General features: G+C 56.6%; 19 protein-coding genes. 8 read left to right on the plus strand and 11 right to left on the minus strand.

Annotation, left to right across the window (positions count from 1 at the left end; translation table 11 throughout):
• Window positions 1–36: 36 nt before the first annotated feature.
• Window positions 37–924 carry a YghX family hydrolase gene (gene yghX / locus ABIE02_RS14595; protein WP_336994985.1) on the minus strand — a complete coding sequence of 296 codons (888 nt, stop codon included), beginning with the start codon at window positions 922–924 and terminating at the stop codon, window positions 37–39.
• 82 nt (window positions 925–1,006) lie between these two features.
• Here yghX and ABIE02_RS14600 point away from each other — a divergent pair, with 82 nt between their 5' ends.
• Window positions 1,007–2,047 (plus strand): aldo/keto reductase, encoded by a 1,041-nt coding sequence (locus ABIE02_RS14600; RefSeq protein ID WP_032614104.1) that lies wholly within the window; start codon window positions 1,007–1,009, stop codon window positions 2,045–2,047.
• 112 nt (window positions 2,048–2,159) lie between these two features.
• On the opposite strand, the gene ABIE02_RS14605 is transcribed toward ABIE02_RS14600, so the two are convergent.
• Together ABIE02_RS14605 and ABIE02_RS14610 are read right to left on the minus strand one after the other, a co-directional pair.
• Window positions 2,160–2,648 (minus strand): TIGR00645 family protein, encoded by a 489-nt coding sequence (locus tag ABIE02_RS14605; RefSeq protein WP_032614105.1) that lies wholly within the window; start codon window positions 2,646–2,648, stop codon window positions 2,160–2,162.
• A gap of 81 nt (window positions 2,649–2,729) precedes the next feature.
• Window positions 2,730–3,233: an ESA_00282 family adhesion-associated protein gene (locus ABIE02_RS14610; RefSeq protein ID WP_032614107.1), complete on the minus strand. Its 504-nt coding sequence runs from the start codon at window positions 3,231–3,233 to the stop codon at window positions 2,730–2,732.
• A 105-nt stretch (window positions 3,234–3,338) separates the two neighbouring features.
• Between ABIE02_RS14610 and ABIE02_RS14615 the strand changes: the two genes are divergently transcribed.
• The 3 genes from ABIE02_RS14615 to ABIE02_RS14625 all read left to right on the plus strand — a co-directional run bounded on the left by ABIE02_RS14615 (window position 3,339) and on the right by ABIE02_RS14625 (window position 5,212).
• Complete coding sequence (locus tag ABIE02_RS14615) at window positions 3,339–3,743, plus strand: hypothetical protein (RefSeq protein WP_032614110.1); 405 nt, start codon at window positions 3,339–3,341, stop codon at window positions 3,741–3,743.
• Complete coding sequence (locus ABIE02_RS14620; protein ID WP_336994984.1) at window positions 3,736–4,197, plus strand: cytoplasmic protein; 462 nt, start codon at window positions 3,736–3,738, stop codon at window positions 4,195–4,197. The genes ABIE02_RS14615 and ABIE02_RS14620 overlap by 8 nt, the downstream gene beginning before the upstream one ends.
• Window positions 4,198–4,315: 118 nt before the next feature.
• Entirely contained in the window at window positions 4,316–5,212 is an 897-nt protein-coding gene (locus ABIE02_RS14625) for an SDR family oxidoreductase (protein ID WP_032614114.1), read from the plus strand.
• Window positions 5,213–5,323: 111 nt separating this feature from the next.
• On the opposite strand, the gene exbD is transcribed toward ABIE02_RS14625, so the two are convergent.
• Both exbD and exbB read right to left on the minus strand, forming a co-directional pair.
• Complete coding sequence (gene exbD / locus ABIE02_RS14630; RefSeq protein WP_032614116.1) at window positions 5,324–5,749, minus strand: TonB system transport protein ExbD; 426 nt, start codon at window positions 5,747–5,749, stop codon at window positions 5,324–5,326.
• 6 nt (window positions 5,750–5,755) lie between these two features.
• Window positions 5,756–6,487, minus strand: coding sequence for a tol-pal system-associated acyl-CoA thioesterase (exbB, locus tag ABIE02_RS14635; RefSeq protein ID WP_032614119.1), 732 nt, complete (start codon window positions 6,485–6,487; stop codon window positions 5,756–5,758).
• Between the two features lie 251 nt (window positions 6,488–6,738).
• Here exbB and metC point away from each other — a divergent pair, with 251 nt between their 5' ends.
• Both metC and yghB read left to right on the plus strand, forming a co-directional pair.
• Entirely contained in the window at window positions 6,739–7,926 is a 1,188-nt protein-coding gene (gene metC / locus ABIE02_RS14640; RefSeq protein WP_103792842.1) for a cystathionine beta-lyase, read from the plus strand.
• A gap of 141 nt (window positions 7,927–8,067) precedes the next feature.
• The gene (gene yghB, locus ABIE02_RS14645) at window positions 8,068–8,727 is read left to right on the plus strand and encodes a DedA family general envelope maintenance protein YghB (protein WP_032614124.1); all 660 of its coding nucleotides are present in this window, start codon (window positions 8,068–8,070) and stop codon (window positions 8,725–8,727) included.
• Window positions 8,728–8,797: 70 nt separating this feature from the next.
• Here yghB and ABIE02_RS14650 read toward each other — a convergent pair whose 3' ends face one another.
• On the minus strand, window positions 8,798–9,694 hold the full coding sequence (locus tag ABIE02_RS14650; RefSeq protein ID WP_336653823.1) for an AraC family transcriptional regulator: 897 nt from the start codon (window positions 9,692–9,694) through the stop codon (window positions 8,798–8,800).
• Between the two features lie 195 nt (window positions 9,695–9,889).
• Between ABIE02_RS14650 and yqhD the strand changes: the two genes are divergently transcribed.
• On the plus strand, window positions 9,890–11,053 hold the full coding sequence (gene yqhD / locus ABIE02_RS14655) for an alcohol dehydrogenase (protein ID WP_336994983.1): 1,164 nt from the start codon (window positions 9,890–9,892) through the stop codon (window positions 11,051–11,053).
• Between the two features lie 106 nt (window positions 11,054–11,159).
• Window positions 11,160–11,987 carry a 2,5-didehydrogluconate reductase DkgA gene (gene dkgA, locus ABIE02_RS14660; protein ID WP_032614132.1) on the plus strand — a complete coding sequence of 276 codons (828 nt, stop codon included), beginning with the start codon at window positions 11,160–11,162 and terminating at the stop codon, window positions 11,985–11,987.
• A gap of 41 nt (window positions 11,988–12,028) precedes the next feature.
• On the opposite strand, the gene ABIE02_RS14665 is transcribed toward dkgA, so the two are convergent.
• From ABIE02_RS14665 to parC, 5 genes are all read right to left on the minus strand, one after another.
• Complete coding sequence (locus tag ABIE02_RS14665; protein WP_191152200.1) at window positions 12,029–12,430, minus strand: carboxypeptidase-like regulatory domain-containing protein; 402 nt, start codon at window positions 12,428–12,430, stop codon at window positions 12,029–12,031.
• Between the two features lie 141 nt (window positions 12,431–12,571).
• Window positions 12,572–14,746, minus strand: a complete 2,175-nt coding sequence (locus ABIE02_RS14670) for a YgiQ family radical SAM protein (protein WP_032614136.1) — start codon at window positions 14,744–14,746, stop codon at window positions 12,572–12,574.
• Window positions 14,747–15,204: 458 nt separating this feature from the next.
• Window positions 15,205–16,617 (minus strand): cell division protein FtsP, encoded by a 1,413-nt coding sequence (gene ftsP / locus ABIE02_RS14675; RefSeq protein ID WP_032614145.1) that lies wholly within the window; start codon window positions 16,615–16,617, stop codon window positions 15,205–15,207.
• 59 nt (window positions 16,618–16,676) lie between these two features.
• Window positions 16,677–17,414, minus strand: coding sequence for a 1-acylglycerol-3-phosphate O-acyltransferase (gene plsC, locus ABIE02_RS14680; RefSeq protein ID WP_032614146.1), 738 nt, complete (start codon window positions 17,412–17,414; stop codon window positions 16,677–16,679).
• A gap of 194 nt (window positions 17,415–17,608) precedes the next feature.
• Window positions 17,609–19,867: a DNA topoisomerase IV subunit A gene (gene parC / locus ABIE02_RS14685; RefSeq protein ID WP_163604265.1), complete on the minus strand. Its 2,259-nt coding sequence runs from the start codon at window positions 19,865–19,867 to the stop codon at window positions 17,609–17,611.
• Window positions 19,868–19,871: the final 4 nt, after the last annotated feature.

Here is a 19,871-nt window from a genome sequence, read left to right on the forward strand (position 1 = left end):
GCCTGTCCGGCAGCCTGAGGCTGCCGGACATTCTGGTTAACTCAAATATTTCTCAAACCATTCCAGGGTTCGTTTCCAGGCCAGCTCCGCAGCAGGCTCATCGTAACGCGGGGTAGAATCGTTGTGGAATCCGTGGTTTACGCCAGGATAGATCCAGGCCTCGTACACCTTGCCGTTAGATTTAAGTGCGGCTTCATAGGCAGGCCATCCCTCGTTAACGTTCTTGTCGAGTTCCGCATAGTGCAGCAGCAGGGGCGCTTTAATTTTGGCCACGTCTGCCGTGGGAGGCTGGCGGCCATAGAAAGGCACGGCGCAGGCCAGCTCCGGCCAGGCGACCGCCGCGGCGTTAGATACGCCACCGCCGTAGCAGAAGCCGGTGATCCCCACCTTACCCGTGGCGTCCGGGTGTTTTTGCATAAATTCGACGGCGGCAAAGAAGTCGTTCATCAGCTTCGTCGGATCGACTTTCTGCTGCAGGATCTTCCCTTCCTCATCGTTGCCGGGATACCCGCCCACCGAGCTTAAGCCGTCCGGTGCCAGTGCGATGTACCCCGCTTTCGCCACCCTACGCGCCACGTCCTCAATGTAAGGGTTAAGGCCGCGGTTTTCGTGCACCACGACCACCGCCGGTACTTTGCCGGTGGCTTTGGCCGGTTTCACCAGATAGCCGCGTACCTGTCCATGGCCGTCCGGCGAGGGATAGGTGATGTATTCGGGCAGAATGTCGGGATCGGTGAACTTTACCTGCTCAGCGAGGGCGTAATTGGGTTTGAGCATATTAAACAGCGCCAGCGCCGTGACGCCACCGACAGCATAGCGGGCAGCCAGATTGAGGAACTCACGTTTGTTGATTTTGCCGTGAGCGTAATAATCGTAGTAGTCGAGCAATTCCTGAGGAAAGTCTTTGGCGGTCATACGCGTCATCGCATATCTCCATGAATTGTGAACGAACTAAGGATAGAATAGAAACGCTGTTTCGAAAATCAATCACTAAAAAGGAGACATCATGCCCTGGAACGCCTCACCGGACCGCTACGAGACCATGCAGTACCGATACTGCGGGAAAAGTGGCCTGCGTCTGCCCGCCCTGTCACTCGGCCTGTGGCACAGCTTCGGCCACGTCCACGCCCTCGATTCCCAGCGCGCCCTGCTGCGAAAAGCCTTTGACTGCGGCATTACCCATTTTGATCTCGCCAATAACTATGGCCCACCGCCAGGCAGCGCGGAGGAAAATTTTGGCCGCCTGCTGCGCGATGATTTCGCGGCGTATCGTGATGAACTGATTATCTCCACCAAAGCGGGCTATGACATGTGGCCGGGGCCGTACGGTGCGGGCGGTTCGCGCAAGTATCTGCTCGCCAGCCTCGACCAGAGCCTGAAGCGGATGGGACTGGAGTACGTGGATATCTTCTACTCGCACCGGGTAGATGAAAACACGCCGATGGAAGAGACCGCCTCGGCGCTTGCGCAGGCGGTGCAGAGCGGGAAGGCGCTGTACGTGGGCATCTCCTCCTATTCGCCGGAACGCACCCAGAAGATGGCGGAACTGCTGCGCGAGTGGAAAATCCCTCTGCTTATCCATCAGCCCTCCTACAACCTGCTCAACCGCTGGGTGGATAAGAGCGGTTTACTGGATACGCTGGAAGCCAATGGCACCGGCTGTATCGCCTTTACCCCGCTGGCGCAGGGGCTGCTGACCGGGAAATACCTGAACGGCATTCCTGACGGCTCCCGCATGCAGCGTGAGGGCAAAAAGGTGCGTGGCCTGACCGAAAATATGCTGACCGAGGCTAACCTCAATAGCCTGCGCTTACTGAACGAAATGGCGCAGGCGCGCGGTCAAACCATGGCGCAGATGGCCCTGAGCTGGCTGCTGAAGGATGAGCGCGTCACCTCGGTACTGATTGGCGCAAGCCGGACGGAACAGCTGGAGGAGAACGTGCAGGCCCTGAATAACTTGCACTTTAGCGAGGATGAGTTGCAGCGGATTGACCAGCACGTGGCTGACGGGCAGTTGAATCTGTGGCAGGCGTCGTCAGATAAGTAGTTTTGCTTTATGGCATTCGAAGCAATGAATTCATCACATGGGATGAACGGGCTGACCCTGACGCCCTGATCCCGGCCCTCTCCCACAAGGGAGAGGGCACCGTCCGTGCCGCTTACTTGCGACTCAGCTTATCCAGATATCCCATCACAAACGCCGACAGCACAAACGTCAGGTGGATAATCACATACCACATCAGTTTGTTATCCGGGATATTTTTGGCGTCCATAAACACCCGTAGCAGGTGAATCGACGAGATTGCCACAATCGAGGCGGCCACTTTGTTTTTCAGCGACGAGGCGTCCATTTTGCCAAGCCAGCTCAGCTTCTCTTTGTCTGAGGCGATATCCAGCTGCGAGACAAAGTTTTCGTAGCCTGAGAACATCACCATCACCAGCAGGCCGCCCACCAGGGTCATATCCACCAGCGACAGCAGGAGCAAAATCAGGTCGGATTCTGCGACGCTGAAAATATGCGGCAGAACGTGAAAAATTTCCTGGAAAAATTTAATACAGAGCGCCACCAGCGCCAGCGAGAGGCCAAAATAGACCGGGGCTAACAGCCAGCGGGAGGCGTACATTGCGTTTTCAAAAAAGCGTTCCATAGAGTCCTGTCTGCAAACGAAACCAGCGTGCAGTATATCGCAACGCGACAAAGTGTTTGCAACAACAAAACAACAAAGACCCTACACTTGCTCAGGCTTAACCACAGGCCGTTGATATTCCGGCCAAACCAGCACCACCAGCGACGGATAAGCCTCAAGGCTGAATTCGCGGAAGCACTGGCGCAGGTTCATGACTTCCAGATCGGAATGAGAAACTTTCTCCCCATTCAGGCAACGCTTCTTGATATTGTCGTAATATTTATACACCGCCGAGTTAAGGTCACTGCAACGACGCTGCGCCTCAAACAGGTCAGGAATACTATTTATTTCCACCATATTCATTCGTTTTATTGTGGCATGGAGGAAATCAATATATTCATGATTAACACGCCAGTACCAGACCGGCGTAATCGCATTCATTAACACAGAAAAATGGTCTTCGCCCTCTTCTTTTGACATCCGTTCTGGCTGGGCAGGGGTGTGCGTGTTCTCAGCGTCGCTGCTTTTATTGAACTCGCGCATCAATAAAAGAACCACGGCAGTAAGCAATAACAAAGTAATGACAGTATAAAAAATGCTGTTCATATAGGCAGGCTCCATTTTTTTTGATTTTAAATTTGCCTCATGTTATTGTCAACGAATCTCACGCGCCAGACAACCCCACCCCGTTGAAATTAAAGGAAATATAAAATGTTGCCCGACAATCTGGTCCCGGCTAAGTTTCACATTTCCACCGTGGAACCGAAACCACCAGAAGCAGAAAGCAATGAAAATTTCACTAAGGGAAAAAGAACACTCGCTGATTACGCGCCTGATATATTAATTGGTGTTACCCGTACCGGTAACTCCCGCAATATGTTGCTCGAAGAGCACGACCGTCATATAAAGGATCGTTTATTCCGCGTCATTAAAATCGAGGTGTTTGCCCGCCTGCTCAATGACCTGCAAGCGGAAGGGGAAATAGACGCGCAAGCACTAAGTCAAATATTGACGGAAAAAACCGATGAGATAAACGAAGCCGGTAATGACATCTGGCTCAATCTAATTACCTGTGAAAAAAACACGCCCATTTTTTATAAGCTAGAGGATGAATAACGTGAAGGATGTTGATAACAACAACGTTTATTTAGCTTTAGATGATAAAAAGAGCGATGAATTTATCTTAGAGCAAAACCTGGCTGCGCTGAAAGAGATTAAAAATGCTGAAATACAGCGCATTGCGAAACAGCTGCTCTCTATTCCAGCAGGCCTGGTGCGCCTGAAATGGCAGAACCGTCGTGAAATTTATCCTCTTCAGGTTAAAGAAGAGATCTACGGCGCGACAATAAACGTCATTATGCAGCAGCGCCCAGACCTGAAAGATAAAATTCTGGCCCGGCTGGAGACCAACTACCAGTATTTGCTGGCGCGTGAAACCGCCACGCTGCGCGTGACCCGTAAGCTGGCCGATGAAGGCTATCGTACCACCAGCGTGACGACCGTCGCCCTGGATGAAGAGGCGCTGGCCGCGAAATCCACCCCGCCAGCACCAGCACCGCAAAAGCCGTAACCCCCCTTCCTACCGCCTCGCCTGTTGCTGTTGATTTAAGGATTATCCTGAATAATCTGCACTTCCCGGTTGATTCTCCTAAGCTTAAAGACCGATCACCCACTCAAGGAGAACCTTAATGGCAAATTCCCAGAGCGAAATCCAGAACCCTACCACCCAGTACTACACCGGCGAATATCCGCAGCAGAAGCAGCCGGTACCCGGGGTGCAGAGCAAGATGGATCCGGTGCCGGATTGCGGTGAAAAGACCTATAAAGGCAGCGGCAGACTGCAGGATCGTAAGGCGCTGGTGACAGGAGGCGACTCCGGCATTGGACGCGCTGCCGCCATCGCTTACGCGCGTGAAGGCGCAGACGTCGCTATTAACTATCTGCCCGCCGAAGAAGAGGATGCGCAGCAGGTTAAGCAGTTGATAGAAGAAGCCGGACGCAAAGCGGTGCTGATCCCCGGCGATCTGAGTGATGAAAAGTTTGCCCGTTCTCTGGTGCATAAAGCCCATCAGGAACTGGGTGGGCTGGACGTGCTGGCGCTGGTGGCCGGTAAGCAGGTGGCGGTCGAGAAGATTGCCGACCTGACAACGGAGCAGTTTCAACAGACCTACGCCGTGAACGTGTTTGCGCTGTTCTGGATCACCCAGGAGGCGCTGCCGCTGTTGCCTGCCGGGGCGAGCATCATCACCACCTCGTCGATTCAGGCGTATCAGCCCAGCCCGCACCTGCTGGACTACGCGTCCACCAAAGCCGCTATCCTTAACTACAGCCGCGGGCTGGCGAAACAGGTAGCAGAGAGCGGCGTACGCGTTAACGTCGTAGCGCCGGGGCCTATCTGGACGGCGCTGCAAATTTCCGGCGGTCAGCCGCAGGAGAAAATCCCGCAGTTTGGTCAGCAGACACCGATGAAGCGTGCAGGGCAGCCTGCGGAGCTGGCGCCGGTGTATGTCTACCTGGCAAGCCAGGAATCAAGCTATGTAACGGCGGAAGTACACGGTGTGTGCGGCGGGGAACATCTGGGGTAGTTGTTATGCAGGGCCGGGTGACGTTAACTTACCCGGCCTGACTGCCCTGCCCCTCTCCCAAGGGAGAGGGAATGACCATAAAAAAAGGCAACTTACGTTGCCTTTTTGCTTTTATTTCGCTGCCGCTTTCTCTTCGCCTACCAGGCCAATCTTCAGGTAACCCGCCTGATGCAGCGTGTCCATTACCTTCATCATGGTTTCGTAGTCGACGGTCTTGTCGGCCCGGAAGAAGACGGTGGTGTCTTTCTTGCCGTTGGTCAGGGTATTCAGCGCCGGGATCACCGACTCATCCGTCACCGGATCATTCCCGAGGAACATGGATTTATCGGCTTTCACGGACAGATAAATCGGTTTTTCCGGGCGCGGCTGCGGCTGGCTGGAGGAGGCAGGCAGATTCACCTTCACGTCCACCGTCGCCAGGGGCGCTGCAACCATGAAGATAATCAGCAGAACCAGCATGACGTCGATAAACGGCGTCACGTTGATTTCGTGCATTTCGCCGTTATCGTCCAGGTTTTCATTAAGACGCATTGCCATGGCGAATCAACCTAAGTGTAATTTCTGAGCAGAACGGACCGGCTTCACTGAACTGGCGCTGAGGTCCAGATCGCGGCTTTGCAGCAGCAGAACCTGAGCGGCAACGTCGCCGAGGGTCGCTTTGTAGCTGCCGATCATACGGGCGAAGATGTTATAAATAACGACTGCCGGGATAGCAGCAACCAGACCAATCGCCGTCGCCAGCAGGGCTTCTGCGATGCCGGGCGCCACAACCGCGAGGTTGGTGGTTTGGGTCTGGGCGATACCGATGAAGCTGTTCATGATGCCCCAGACCGTACCAAACAGACCGACGAACGGCGAAATGGCACCGATGGTCGCCAGGTAGCCGTTGCCACGCCCCATGTGACGGCCAATGGCCGCAACGCGACGCTCAAGGCGGAAGCCGGTACGCTCTTTAATCCCTTCGTTGTCTTCGCTACCTGCAGAGAGTTCAAGCTCGTTCTGGGCTTCGTTGATCAACTGGGTGGTCAGGCTTTTGGCCTGGAAGGAAGAGGTCATATCGCTCGCCTGATTCAGGCTGCGGGCCTCGGCCAACTGCTGCTGCTCGCGCTTAAGACGACGCTTGTGCGAGATAAGCTCCACGCTCTTGCTAAAGAAAATAGCCCAGGTGACGACAGACGCCAGAATCAGACCGATCATCACAATCTTCACCACGATGTCGGCATGATGATACATACCCCAGACGGAGAGATCCGTCTGCATCAAATTATTACCCACTCGGTATCTCCAGGACACAAATCACAAAATCTGAGCATAATAATATCAAAACAGCATCGAATTGATAGTAGTTCTCATTAGTATTTACATAGTGCCGTAAATTCGTTTCATTTTCCTTGCGCTTACGCAGGAAAAATTTCCCGGAAACAAATTTTAAAAAATTTTCCGCTGTTCCCCCTACCCTTCTCGCGACCATTTTTACTTTCATGTTAGTGTGGACGTCCAGACGTATAAAAACAGGTTGCGCAGACATGAAAGAGAAGCATCTTGATACCACCCTTGTTCAGGCGGGACGCAGTAAGAAATACACCCTCGGTTCAGTGAATAGCGTCATTCAGCGCGCCTCGTCGCTGGTGTTTGATACCGTCGAGGCGAAAAAGCACGCCACCCGCAACCGGGCAAAGGGCGAGCTGTTTTACGGGCGTCGCGGCACGCTGACCCACTTTTCCTTACAGGACGCGATGTGCGAGCTGGAAGGCGGCGCAGGCTGTGCGCTTTTCCCGTGCGGCGCGGCGGCAGTGGCCAATACCATTCTGGCGTTTGTCGAACAGGGCGATCATATCCTGATGACCAACACCGCCTACGAGCCGAGCCAGGATTTCTGCACCAAAATTCTCAGCAAGCTGGGCGTCACCACCGGCTGGTTCGATCCGCAGATCGGCGCGAACATCGCCGATCTCATCCAGCCTAATACCCGGATTGTGTTCCTCGAATCGCCGGGCTCCATCACCATGGAAGTGCATGATGTGCCCTCCATTGTGCAGGCGGTACGCAGTAAAGCGCCGGACGCCATTATCATGATCGACAACACCTGGGCGGCGGGCGTGCTGTTTAAGGCGCTCGATTTTGGTATCGATATCTCTATCCAGGCGGCAACCAAATACCTGATCGGCCACTCGGACGGCATGATCGGCACGGCGGTTTCCAACGCCCGCTGCTGGGATCAGCTGCGTGAGAACGCCTATCTGATGGGGCAAATGGTGGATGCCGACACGGCCTACATGACCAGCCGCGGCCTGCGCACCCTGAGCGTCCGCCTGCGTCAGCATCATGAAAGCAGCCTGAAAGTTGCCCAGTGGCTGGCGCAGCATCCGCAGGTGGCGCGCGTTAACCATCCGGCGCTGCCGGGCAGTGTAGGTCATGCCTTCTGGCAACGTGACTTTACGGGCAGCAGCGGCTTGTTCTCGTTTGTGCTCAACAAGCGTCTGAGCAATGACGAGCTGGCAAACTACCTCGATAACTTCTCGCTGTTCAGCATGGCCTATTCATGGGGCGGCTTTGAGTCGCTGATCCTGCCGAACCAGCCAGAGCAGATTGCCGAGCTGCGTCCCGGTGGCGAAGTGGACTTTACCGGCACCCTGATCCGTCTGCATATCGGCCTGGAAAACGTGGACGATTTGATTGCCGATTTAGAGGCCGGATTTGCACGCATCGAGTAACACACGGCCATAAATCGTCTCCGCAGACACTTTTCTCCACAATACTTACGGAAAAGTCTGATTTGTTGCGCCTGCGATCAAAGCCCGCAGGCGAAATAGGGAGTACAATAGCCTTATATATGCTGTTCCACAGGAAAGCCCATGGCTGTTATTCAAGATATTATCGCTGCACTCTGGCAACACGATTTTGCAGCACTGGCGGACCCGCACGTGGTTGGGATTGTTTATCTGGTGATGTTCGCCACGCTGTTTCTGGAAAATGGGTTACTGCCTGCCTCATTTTTACCGGGTGACAGTCTGCTGCTGCTGGCGGGAGCGCTAATCGGTAAAGGGGTGATGGACTTTGCCCCGACGATGGTGATCCTGACCTCTGCCGCCAGTCTGGGCTGCTGGCTCAGTTATTTGCAGGGCCGCTGGCTGGGCAATACCCGAGTGGTTAAAAGCTGGCTGGCGCAGTTGCCGCATAAATATCATCAGCGCGCGACCTGCATGTTCGATCGCCACGGCCTGCTGGCGCTGCTGGCGGGGCGTTTCCTGGCCTTTGTGCGCACTCTGCTGCCCACCATGGCGGGCATCTCCGGGCTGTCTAACCGTCGTTTCCAGTTCTTTAACTGGCTGAGCGCACTGCTGTGGGTTGGCGTAGTGACGACCTTCGGTTATGCGTTGAGCATGATCCCGTTCGTTAAACGCCACGAAGATCAGGTCATGACCTTCCTGATGATCCTGCCGCTGTTCTTGCTGGTGGCAGGGCTGGTGGGCACTATCGTGGTGGTAATTCGTAAGAAATACTGTAGCGCCTGACAGTGAACCTCCTCACCTCTGCCCTCTCTGTCAGAGAGGGTCAGGGTGACGACAATAACCGATCCCCTCCCTACCCCTGCATCATCCTGATCCGCGCCGCATCTTCCCCTGGCGTGACGCCGAAATAGCGTTTGAACTCACGACTGAACTGCGACGCGCTTTCATAGCCCACCCGCAGCGCGGCTGCGCTGGCTTTCATACCGTCGTGGATCATCATCATCCGTGCCTTGTGCAGGCGATAGCTCTTAAGATATTGCAGCGGCGAGGTGCTGGTCACCGATTTGAAGTTATGGTGGAAGGCCGACACGCTCATATTGGCCTCTGCCGCCAGCTGATCGACGCTCAGGTTTTCGGTGTACTGGCTCTCGATGCGCTTAAGCACCCGGCTGATCAGGCTGAAGTGGGTCTGACGGCTAACCAGCGCCAGCAACGCCCCGCCCCCCGGCCCGAGCAACACGTGGTAGAGGATCTCACGAATAATCTGTTTACCCAGAATGCGCGCATCCAGCGGACGTTCCATTACATCCAGCAGGCGCTCAATGGCGCAGAGGATCTCATCCGTCAGCGTGGCGGAGTTGATCCCGCTTGCCGCCATCGACGGGCGAAACAGATCGTCCTCGCCAATATCCATGAGCAGCTCCTGGAGTTGCAGGATATCCACATTTAAACGCACCCCTGCCAGCGGCACGGCTTCTGTCGCGAAGGTTTCACATTCAAAGGGTAAAGGTACTGTCAGAAGCAGGTATTCGCTTGGGTCATAGCGGAATACGCGCTCGTTGATATAGCCAATTTTATGCCCGGAAAAGAGAAAAATGATACCTGGCTGGTACATCACTGGCGTGCGGGTGCCGGGCTGGGTGCCGTACAGCAGGCGCACGTCGGGCAGCACCGTGCTGAGAGTATTTGCATTATCTTTCAGTCTGTTAATTTGCGCCGTTAGTTGCAAGCAGGTTTGATCGCGGTTCATCTTTGCTCATTCCGGGTAGGGTTTCCGACGTTTGCAGTGTGCGCGGTTTTTCGCATTTTCTCCAGCACCCTGTAGAAATGGGCAAGACAACGGCAGGAATGTGCATTGAGAGGAGCCTGCGCGCTCGCCACAATGGGCACCATCAGGCAGCCCTCCGTGCCGCCGGTTTTTTTCACCCACCTAAGGGAACGAACAATGAACAATTTTAATCTGCATACCCCGACCCGCATTCTGTTTGGTAAAGATGCTATCGCCGATCTGCGCGGACAGATCCCGGCGGATGCCCGCGTGCTGATCACCTATGGCGGCGGCAGCGTGAAGAAGAACGGCGTGCTGGACCAGGTCTACAGCGCCCTGCAAGGTCTGGACGTGCGTGAGTTTGGCGGCATCGAGCCGAACCCGTCTTACGAAACCCTGATGAATGCCGTGAAAATCGCCCGCGACGAGAAGATCACCTTCCTGCTGGCAGTGGGTGGCGGCTCAGTGCTCGACGGCACCAAATTTATCGCCGCAGCGGCGCACTACGATGAAGGTATCGACCCGTGGCACATCCTGCAGACTGGCGGCAGCGACATCAAAAGCGCCATTCCGATGGGTTCTGTGCTGACCCTGCCCGCCACCGGCTCCGAGTCCAACAAAGGTGCGGTGATTTCCCGCAAAACCACCGGTGACAAGCAGGCCTTTATGAACGAGCACGTGCAGCCGGTCTTTGCGGTGCTGGATCCGGTTTACACCTACACCCTGCCGCCGCGCCAGGTGGCGAACGGCGTGGTGGACGCCTTTGTCCATACCGTTGAGCAGTACGTGACTTACCCGGTAAACGCCAAAATTCAGGACCGCTTCGCCGAAGGCATTCTGCTGACCCTGATCGAAGACGGCCCGGTGGCGCTGAAAGAGCCAGAAAACTACGAGGTGCGTGCCAACGTAATGTGGGCCGCGACTCAGGCACTGAACGGCCTGATTGGGGCTGGCGTGCCGCAGGACTGGGCGACCCACATGCTGGGCCACGAGCTGACGGCGATGCACGGTCTTGATCATGCCCAGACCCTGGCGATCGTGCTGCCCGCGCTGTGGAATGAAAAACGCGACACCAAACGCGGCAAACTGCTGCAGTACGCTGAGCGCGTCTGGGGTATTACCGCCGGTTCGGAAGAGGAACGCATCGATGCTGCCATCGCCGCCACCCGTAACTTCTTCGAGCAGATGGGCGTGCCAACACGTCTCTCCGGTTATGGCCTGGATGGCAGCTCCATCCCTGCTCTGCTGGCGAAACTGGAAGAACACGGCATGACCCAAATCGGTGAGCATCACGACATTACCCTCGAGGTGAGCCGCCGTATTTACGAGGCCGCTCGCTAAGTGATTTTTCACCCTTACCTTTCGTTTTTCGGCATTTAGGCCAGGCTTAATGCACATACGCCACCAGGGGAAGTACCTCTGGTGGATGTCCCATGAAGGAGGAAAAATGGCAAACCAAACCGTAATCAAGCTTCAGGACGGCAACGTAATGCCCCAGTTGGGGTTAGGGGTATGGAAAGCCGGTAACGACGAGGTCGTCTCCGCCATTCATAAAGCACTGGAAGTCGGCTATCGCTCCATTGATACCGCAGCCGCCTATAAAAATGAGGACGGCGTGGGCAAAGCGCTGGCCAGCGCTGGTGTGTCACGCGATGAGTTATTTATCACCACCAAACTGTGGAATGATGACCAGAAGCGTCCCGCGGAGGCACTCCAGGAGAGCCTGGACAAGCTGCAACTTGATTTCGTGGATCTGTATCTGATGCACTGGCCAGTGCCGGCAATCGATCACTATGTCGAGGCCTGGAAAGGGATGATTGACCTGCAAAAAGCCGGGCTGGTGAAGAGTATCGGGGTCTGTAATTTCCAGGTCCACCATCTGCAGCGCCTGATTGATGAGACGGGTGTTGCCCCGGTCATCAACCAGATCGAACTGCACCCGTTGCTGCAGCAGCGCCAGCTGCACTCATGGAATGCGACCCACAAAATTCAGACCGAATCCTGGAGCCCATTGGCGCAAGGTGGCGAAGGGGTCTTCGATCAGAAAATTATCCGCGATCTGGCCGATAAGTATGGCAAAACCCCGGCACAGATTGTCATTCGCTGGCATCTGGACTGCGGCCTGGTGGTGATCCCGAAATCCGTGACGCCGGCGCGTATCGCGGAGAACTTCGCGGTGTGGGATTTCCGTCTGGATAAAGACGAGCTGGGTGAGATTGCGAAGCTGGATAAAGGCAAGCGTTTAGGGCCGGATCCCGATCAGTTTGGCGGGTAATGCCTCAAACGAGCCCGGTCTTCCGCCGGGCTCGTTTTAATCTATAAACCGGACTGACATATCGCCTCTCCGGGCAGGTCATGCAATGTGCAAATGACGTTATACGCTTTGCCTTCAAGTTCATGTGGTCCACCGGGACCGCCGCCTAATTCTGCTTCATATTCCTTTCCGTTGGCACTCATCTGGAGCGAGGTGTGATACATCCAGTCCAGCGGACCTATCGGCAGAAAAAAGATCCACTCATGCTGGCCCTGAAAACCAAAACGCCCCTTGTCGTCAGAAAGCGTCTGCTCACGCTCTAACGTTATTTTAGCGCCCGGCACTGGCTTACCTGTGCGGTCGATTAGTCGTCCTTCCACCTCTGGCTGTGTCTGGCGGTGCATTATGCAACTGCTTAACGTCAGAGCAATCAACATCGCCCCTGCTATCTTCCCTGGTTTCATTTTGGGTCTCCTTCCCTTGTGCTGCTATCTGAATTTCCCAGTCCGGAAGACAAAAAAAGCCGGGTAGCGGCTTCGCCTTACCCGGTCTGAATGTCGGAATGTAGGCCCGGTAAGCGCAGCGCCACCGGGCATTTTTACCGTTTAACCGATCTTACGTTTTACACCCTTCTTCGCAGTCGCCCCGGCGTTCGAACGTTGATGCACAATCGGCGTGTGCTTGGTCAGGGCCGGACGGGTGTTGCGGTTCTGGCGACGCGCTTCGCGCATTTCATCCAGCGTAGGCGCAGGCACCAGGCAGTCGCGACGTGAGCCGATCAGGTGCTTTTTCCCCATCTCTTCCAGCGCCTGGCGGATCAGCGGCCAGTTAGCCGGATCGTGATAACGCAGCAGGGCTTTATGCAGACGACGCTGTTTGTCACCTTTCGGGATCACCACATCTTCACTCTTATAACCAATCTTGCCCAGCGGGTTCTTGCCGGTGTAATACATGGTGGTCGAGTTCGCCAGCGGTGACGGGTAGAAGTTCTGCACCTGATCCAGACGGAAGCGACGCTGCTTCAGCCACAGCGCCAGGTTCACCATATCCTCATCACGCGTACCCGGGTGGGCAGAGATGAAGTATGGGATCAGGTACTGCTCTTTCCCGGCCTGTTTCGAATAGGTATCGAACAGCTCTTTAAAGCGGTCATAGCTGCCCATCCCCGGCTTCATCATCTTCGACAGCGGGCCTTCTTCGGTATGCTCAGGGGCAATCTTCAGATAACCGCCCACGTGGTGGGTGGCCAGCTCTTTGATGTAGCGCGGATCTTCCACGGCGATGTCGTAGCGCACCCCGGAAGCGATCAGGATCTTCTTGATGCCTTTCAGGTCGCGGGCGCGACGGTAGAGGTTGATCGTCGGCTCGTGGTTGGTGTCCATGTGCTCGCAAATGCTCGGATAGACACAGGACAGACGACGGCAGGTCTGCTCCGCACGCGGTGACTTACAGCGCAGCATATACATGTTGGCCGTCGGGCCACCCAGATCGGAGATCACGCCGGTAAAGCCCGGTACGGTGTCGCGAATGGCTTCGATCTCGTTGACAATCGACTCTTCGGAACGGCTCTGGATAATGCGGCCTTCGTGCTCGGTAATGGAGCAGAAGGAGCAACCGCCGAAGCAGCCGCGCATGATGTTGATCGAGAAGCGGATCATCTCGTAGGCCGGAATGCGGCTGGTACCGTATGCCGGGTGCGGTACACGCTTGTACGGCAGAGCAAAAACGCTGTCCATCTCTTCGGTAGAGAGCGGGATCGCTGGCGGGTTGAGCCAGATATAACGCTCGCCGTGTTTTTGCATCAGCGCACGGGCACAGCCCGGGTTGGTTTCATGGTGCAGAATACGGGAGGCGTGAGCGTAGAGCACTTTGTCCGCTTTGACTTTCTCAAAAGACGGCAGCAGCACGTAGGTCTTTTCCCACGGCTTTGGACGCGGAGGCTGAACGGTGATGGCTTTCGCTTCGGCTTTCTTCGGCTCAACAGGCTTGTTATCCGCACACGGCAGATCTTCGCCGTACGGGTGCGGGATCGGGTCGATTTTGCCTGGCATATCGATGATACGGGAATCTACCCCGCTCCAGCCCGGCAGAGCCTCTTTCACCATGATCGCGGTGTTGCGCACGTCGCGGATGTTACCTACCGGCTCGCCCTGAGACAGACGGTGCGCCACTTCTACCAGCGGACGTTCGCCGTTGCCGAAGATCAGCATGTCGGCTTTGGAATCCACCAGCACCGAACGGCGCACGGTATCAGACCAGTAGTCATAATGCGCGGTACGGCGCAGGCTCGCTTCGATGCCACCCAGGATGACCGGCACGTCTTTCCATGCTTCTTTGCATCGTTGGGTGTAGACGAGCGTCGCGCGGTCCGGGCGTTTACCCGCCACGTTATCGGGGGTGTAGGCGTCGTCGTGACGCAGTTTGCGGTCGGCAGTGTAGCGGTTGATCATCGAGTCCATGTTGCCCGCGGTGACGCCAAAGAACAGGTTTGGTTTACCGAGGCGCATAAAGTCCTCTTTGCTGTTCCAGTCCGGCTGGGCAATGATCCCGACGCGGAAGCCCTGGGCTTCAAGCATGCGACCACAGATCGCCATGCCAAAGCTCGGGTGATCGACGTAGGCGTCGCCGGTCACCAGAATAATGTCGCAGCTGTCCCAGCCAAGTTGGTCCATCTCTTCACGAGACATCGGCAGGAAGGGTGCCGGTCCAAAGCAGGCCGCCCAGTACTGGGGCCAGGAGAAGAGGTCACGATCCGGCTGGATCAGGGAAATGGCGCTCATAATGCTTCCGAAGAAAAAATAGACAAAAGGAGCGGGATTATACGCTGGATCATTGGGGGAATTGAAGGAGTATTGTGCGGGGTGTTGTCCCCTCACCCCGGCCCTCTCCCCAAAGGGGCGAGGGAGAAAGAGGGCACCGAGCAGTTCCCTCTCCCCAAAGGGGCGAGGGAGAAAGAGGGCACCGAGCAGTTCCCTCTCCCCAGAGGAGCGAGGGTGAAAGCGTGCACCGGGCAGTTCCCTCTCCCCAGAGGAGCGAGGGTGAAAGCGTGCACCGAGCAGTTCCCTCTCCCCAGAGGAGCGAGGGTGAAAGCGTGCACCGGGCAGTTCCCTCTCCCCAGAGGAGCGAGGGTGAAAGCGTGCACCGGGCAGTTCCCTCTCCCCAGAGGAGCGAGGGTGAAAGCGTGCGCCGATCGGTCCCCTCTCCCCTTTGGGGAGAGGGTTAGGGTGAGGGGAAAAATTTACGGCGCTGGATTGATTAACATTTGCCCAACCGAACCGCGATCCATCATCTCCAGCGTCTGGCTGTGGAACAGGAACGGGAAGTGTGGCCAGGAGGGCTGACCGTAATAAACCAGCAGTTCAACCTGCCCGTCGACCCAGACGGTATCTTTCCAGCCTCTGTCTTCCGGGAATGGCATGGCGCCGTTGACGTTGCGCACCAGGAATTTCACCCCTTCGATATGGAACGACTGCGGCATGTCGGCACGGACCGTCCAGCGTTCCCAGGTGCCCTGTTGAGCGGTGATATCAATGCGGTTCACATCCCACAGCTGGCCGTTAATGCCTGGATCGTCACCAAGGCTGATATCCCGGCTGCGCACCGGCGTCCCGCTCAGCACGTCTTCCGGCAGCAGGCGCATCGGCAGGGTATCGGTCACCAGCGGCAGAAGGCCGGTTGGACGCAGGGTCAACACCAGGGTCGAGATCAGAATGCTCGACGGTTCAAAGAAGCCGCGCAGACGGTCAACGATGCTCGCCGCCTCGCCACAGGTGATCGACACTTCGTCGCCGTTGGTCATATCCACCAGGATTTCGCGGCGCTCGCCCGGCGCCAGCGCCAGCTGTTTAACCGGCACCGGGGCCGGTAAGAACCCCTGATCCCCGGCAATCACGTGCAGCGCCCGGCCATCACTCATCTGCAATTGATAGCGCCGCGAGTTGGAAGCATTCAGCAGACGCAGGCGCACCCAGCCGCGGGATACCTCGACATAGGGACTTTGCGCGCCGTTCACCATCAGCGTATCACCGACAAAACCGCCGCTGCCCGGCTCGCTGTACTCCGGCGTACCGAAGTTATCCAGCCGCTTATCCTGAATAATGATTGGGAAGTCATCAACCCCGTAGTGATTCGGGATCGGCAGGGATTTGCTGATCTCATCCTCCACCAGCCACATCCCCGCCAGGCCGGTATAGACCTGCTGCGCGGTGCGGTTTGGAGTGTTAGCGTGATACCAGAGAGTCGCCGCGTTCTGGCGAACGGGCAGTACCGGCGCCCAGTCAGCGCTCGGGGACATCATGCGCGGCGCACCGCCCAGCAGCGGGCCTGGTACCTGCAAACCGCTGATGGTCATGGCGACGTTCTCTGCCAGGCGGTTGCTGTAGATCAGTTTGACGTCATCCCCGCTCCAGACGCGAACGGTCGGACCAAGGTAACGCCCGTTAACGCCCCAGACGTTCGCCCGCGTCCCCTGGGTGAACGACCAGTGGGTACGCTGCAACGTCAGGAACAGCGGCTGACCGCGGCGGGATTCGAGTAACGGCGGGATGGGCAGCGGTTGCTGCTGCCCGGCGGCGTTTGCCCTCAGCGGAACCGCACCTGCACAAAGGGCGATACCCGATGCCTGAATAAACTGACGGCGACTGAGTGACATATTAGCTCCATGTATAAACGTACTAACAACGCGGGAAGTCGTTTTCCCTGCAAACCGGCTTAAACCCTGCCAGCGGCTTCGCGTTCTGCGACTTCTTTATCGAGTTCAGCGATTTTGTTCAGCATTAATTCGCGGCAATGGGCCGCCAGCTCACGCACCTGATCTTTGCCATATTTACTGACATCGACCGGTGGCAGCATCTCGACGATAACCAGGCCGTTATGCAGGCGGTTCAGGTTAATCTTATTCGATGTGTTGGAAACACACACCGGAATAATCGGTACACCTGCCGCAATTGCGGCGTGAAACGCGCCAGTTTTAAACGGCAGCAGGCCGCGACCGCGGCTACGGGTCCCTTCCGGGAACATCCAGATGGAGATTCTGCGTTTTTTGAAGTGGTTTACCACCTCAGCAATGGTGCCGTGCGCTTTGGCGCGGTTGTTACGGTCGATCAGCAGGTTGCCGGTCAGCCAGTAGAGCAGGCCGAAGAACGGCACCCACAGCAGGCTTTTTTTGCCCACGGTGACGGTAGGTGGCTGAACGATTTTTGCCGCGGTCACCATATCGTAGTTGTTCTGATGGTTGCCGATATAGATAGCGTTGCCATGTTTCTCTGCCCCTTCTGGCAGACGCGTTTCGACTTTCAGGCCAAACAGCGGCCCCAGACGGGCAAACATGTGGCCAAACGTGGCAACATGCTTTGGATTACGCGGGCTGAACAGGCAGTAAATACAGCCGAAGATACAGACCAGAATGCAGTAAATAACGGCAAGAATAGAACGAACAATTAATAGCATAGCGACCTCAAAAACCCCTGACAGTTGACGATTATACTGCAACTATAAGCGGTTAACTGCTTTGATTTTATACCCGTCATACTTATGTGCAGGACAAAACGGTAAACCGTTTTGTCCTGCATCTCGCATTGTTTAGGGGTGTATAACGGATGTTTTTTTACGGCTCCCCCTCCTGAACGAAGGGGGAAGCGCGGTTACGCTTCGTTGTCGTCCGCGGTCGCCCGCTGCGGAGAGTCGATCTCCACGCGGTCAATGCGTTGCAGGCCGCGCATCAACGACCCTTTACGTCCACGTTCGCCCACCACTTTTTGTAGCTCTTCCGGGCGCAGTTTGATTTTGCGTTTACCCACGTGAATGGTCAGGGTGCTCTGCGGCGGCAGGATAAAGAGGTGCGCCAGGCTATCTGCGCCTGAGGCCGCTTCTGCCGCCGAGATGTTGATGATCTTGTTGCCCTTGCCTTTCGACAGCTGCGGCAGGTCGCTGAGCGGGAACATCAACATCCGGCCAGCAGCGGAGATCGCCAGCAGCATATCGCTCTCGTTCTCAATCACCAGCGGTGCCATCACCCGGGCGTTATCCGGCAGGCTAATCAACGCCTTGCCCGCGCGGTTACGCGAGATCAGATCGTTAAAGGTACAGATAAAGCCGTAGCCCGCATCGGAGGCGAGCAGCAGCTTCTGCTCCTCGCCTTCCATCATCATATGCTCAATGGTCGCACCCGGCGGCAGCGTCAGCTTGCCGGTCAGCGGCTCGCCCTGCCCGCGCGCCGACGGCAGCGTGATCGGATCGATGGCGTAGCTGCGCCCGGTAGTGTCGATAAAGGCCACCGGCTGGTTGCTCTTACCCTTCACCGCGGCTTTGAAGCTGTCGCCCGCTTTGTAACTCAGGCCCGGCGCGTCGATATCGTGCCCCTTGGCGCTACGAACCCAGCCGCTTTGAGACAGCACGATGGTCACCGGCTCGGACGGCTGCATGTCATGCTCGCTCATCGCTTTCGCTTCTTCGCGCTCGTGCAGCGGAGAACGACGGTCGTCGCCAAACGCGTCGGCGTCGGCCTGCAGCTCTTTTTTCAGCAGGGTGTTCATCTTGCGCTCGGACGCCAGAATCGCCTGCAGCTGATCGCGCTCTTTTTCCAGCTCGTTCTGCTCACCGCGGATTTTCATCTCTTCCAGTTTGGCGAGATGACGCAGCTTCAGCTCGAGGATGGCTTCCGCCTGGGTTTCGCTGATACCAAAGCGCGACATCAGCGCCGGCTTCGGCTCATCCTCAGTACGGATGATCTCGATCACTTCGTCGATATTCAGGAACGCCACCAGCAAACCTTCGAGGATATGCAGGCGCTTAAGCACTTTCTCCAGGCGATGGTTCAGACGACGGCGCACGGTATCGCGGCGGAACGTCAGCCATTCAGAGAGGATCTCCAGCAGATTTTTCACCGCCGGACGACCGTCCAGCCCGATCATGTTCAGGTTGATACGGTAGCTTTTTTCCAGATCGGTGGTGGCGAACAGGTGATTCATCACCGGCTCCATGTCCACACGGTTGGAGCGCGGCACGATCACCAGACGGGTCGGGTTTTCGTGGTCGGATTCGTCGCGCAGGTCGTCCACCATTGGCAGCTTTTTATTGCGCATCTGGGCGGCGATCTGTTCCAGCACTTTCGCGCCGGAGACCTGGTGTGGCAGCGCAGTGATCACTACCGCGCCGTCCTCTTTCGTCCACACCGCACGCATGCGCACGGAGCCGCGACCGTTCTGGTAGATTTTGCGGATCTCCGCGCGGGAGGTGATGATCTCCGCTTCGGTCGGATAGTCCGGCCCCTGGACGATATCCAGCAGCTCGTCCAGCGTGGTTTTCGGCTGCTCAATCAGGGTGATCGCCGCTTTCGCCACTTCACGCAGGTTGTGCGGCGGGATATCCGTCGCCATCCCCACGGCAATACCGGTGGTGCCGTTCAGCAGAATGTTCGGCAGACGGGCAGGCAGCATCTTCGGCTCCTGCATGGTGCCGTCGAAGTTCGGTACCCACTCCACGGTGCCCTGGCCCAGCTCGCTGAGCAGCAGTTCGGCATATTTAGAGAGACGGGATTCGGTGTAACGCATCGCCGCGAACGACTTCGGATCGTCCGGCGCACCCCAGTTACCCTGGCCGTCCACCAGTGGATAGCGGTACGAGAACGGCTGGGCCATCAGCACCATCGCTTCATAACAGGCGCTGTCGCCGTGCGGATGGTATTTACCCAGCACGTCACCCACGGTACGGGCGGATTTTTTAAACTTGGCGCTGGCATTCAGACCCAGCTCAGACATCGCATAAACGATGCGGCGCTGAACGGGTTTCAGCCCATCACCGATAAACGGCAACGCCCTGTCCATGATGACGTACATGGAGTAGTTCAGGTAGGCGTTTTCCGTGAATTCATGTAGCGCGAGGCGCTCTGCCATATCGCTCATTAAA

The organism is Leclercia sp. 1548, assembly GCF_050435045.1.
Classification (GTDB): domain Bacteria; phylum Pseudomonadota; class Gammaproteobacteria; order Enterobacterales; family Enterobacteriaceae; genus Enterobacter; species Enterobacter adecarboxylatus.

Bases quoted from the DNA above. Each gene is read 5' to 3' on its own strand.
- yghB (WP_032614124.1), top strand. From the start codon at position 8,068: ATGGCTGTTATTCAAGATATTATCGCTGCACTCTGGCAACACGATTTT.
- exbD (WP_032614116.1), bottom strand. From the start codon at position 5,749: ATGGCAATGCGTCTTAATGAAAACCTGGACGATAACGGCGAAATGCAC.
- ABIE02_RS14610 (WP_032614107.1), bottom strand. From the start codon at position 3,233: ATGAACAGCATTTTTTATACTGTCATTACTTTGTTATTGCTTACTGCC.
- dkgA (WP_032614132.1), top strand. From the start codon at position 11,160: ATGGCAAACCAAACCGTAATCAAGCTTCAGGACGGCAACGTAATGCCC.
- ABIE02_RS14665 (WP_191152200.1), bottom strand. From the start codon at position 12,430: ATGAAACCAGGGAAGATAGCAGGGGCGATGTTGATTGCTCTGACGTTA.
- yghX (WP_336994985.1), bottom strand. From the start codon at position 924: ATGACGCGTATGACCGCCAAAGACTTTCCTCAGGAATTGCTCGACTAC.
- ftsP (WP_032614145.1), bottom strand. From the start codon at position 16,617: ATGTCACTCAGTCGCCGTCAGTTTATTCAGGCATCGGGTATCGCCCTT.
- ABIE02_RS14605 (WP_032614105.1), bottom strand. From the start codon at position 2,648: ATGGAACGCTTTTTTGAAAACGCAATGTACGCCTCCCGCTGGCTGTTA.
- ABIE02_RS14615 (WP_032614110.1), top strand. From the start codon at position 3,339: ATGTTGCCCGACAATCTGGTCCCGGCTAAGTTTCACATTTCCACCGTG.
- metC (WP_103792842.1), top strand. From the start codon at position 6,739: ATGAAAGAGAAGCATCTTGATACCACCCTTGTTCAGGCGGGACGCAGT.
- yqhD (WP_336994983.1), top strand. From the start codon at position 9,890: ATGAACAATTTTAATCTGCATACCCCGACCCGCATTCTGTTTGGTAAA.
- plsC (WP_032614146.1), bottom strand. From the start codon at position 17,414: ATGCTATTAATTGTTCGTTCTATTCTTGCCGTTATTTACTGCATTCTG.
- ABIE02_RS14620 (WP_336994984.1), top strand. From the start codon at position 3,736: ATGAATAACGTGAAGGATGTTGATAACAACAACGTTTATTTAGCTTTA.
- ABIE02_RS14650 (WP_336653823.1), bottom strand. From the start codon at position 9,694: ATGAACCGCGATCAAACCTGCTTGCAACTAACGGCGCAAATTAACAGA.
- ABIE02_RS14600 (WP_032614104.1), top strand. From the start codon at position 1,007: ATGCCCTGGAACGCCTCACCGGACCGCTACGAGACCATGCAGTACCGA.
- ABIE02_RS14670 (WP_032614136.1), bottom strand. From the start codon at position 14,746: ATGAGCGCCATTTCCCTGATCCAGCCGGATCGTGACCTCTTCTCCTGG.
- parC (WP_163604265.1), bottom strand. From the start codon at position 19,867: ATGAGCGATATGGCAGAGCGCCTCGCGCTACATGAATTCACGGAAAAC.
- ABIE02_RS14625 (WP_032614114.1), top strand. From the start codon at position 4,316: ATGGCAAATTCCCAGAGCGAAATCCAGAACCCTACCACCCAGTACTAC.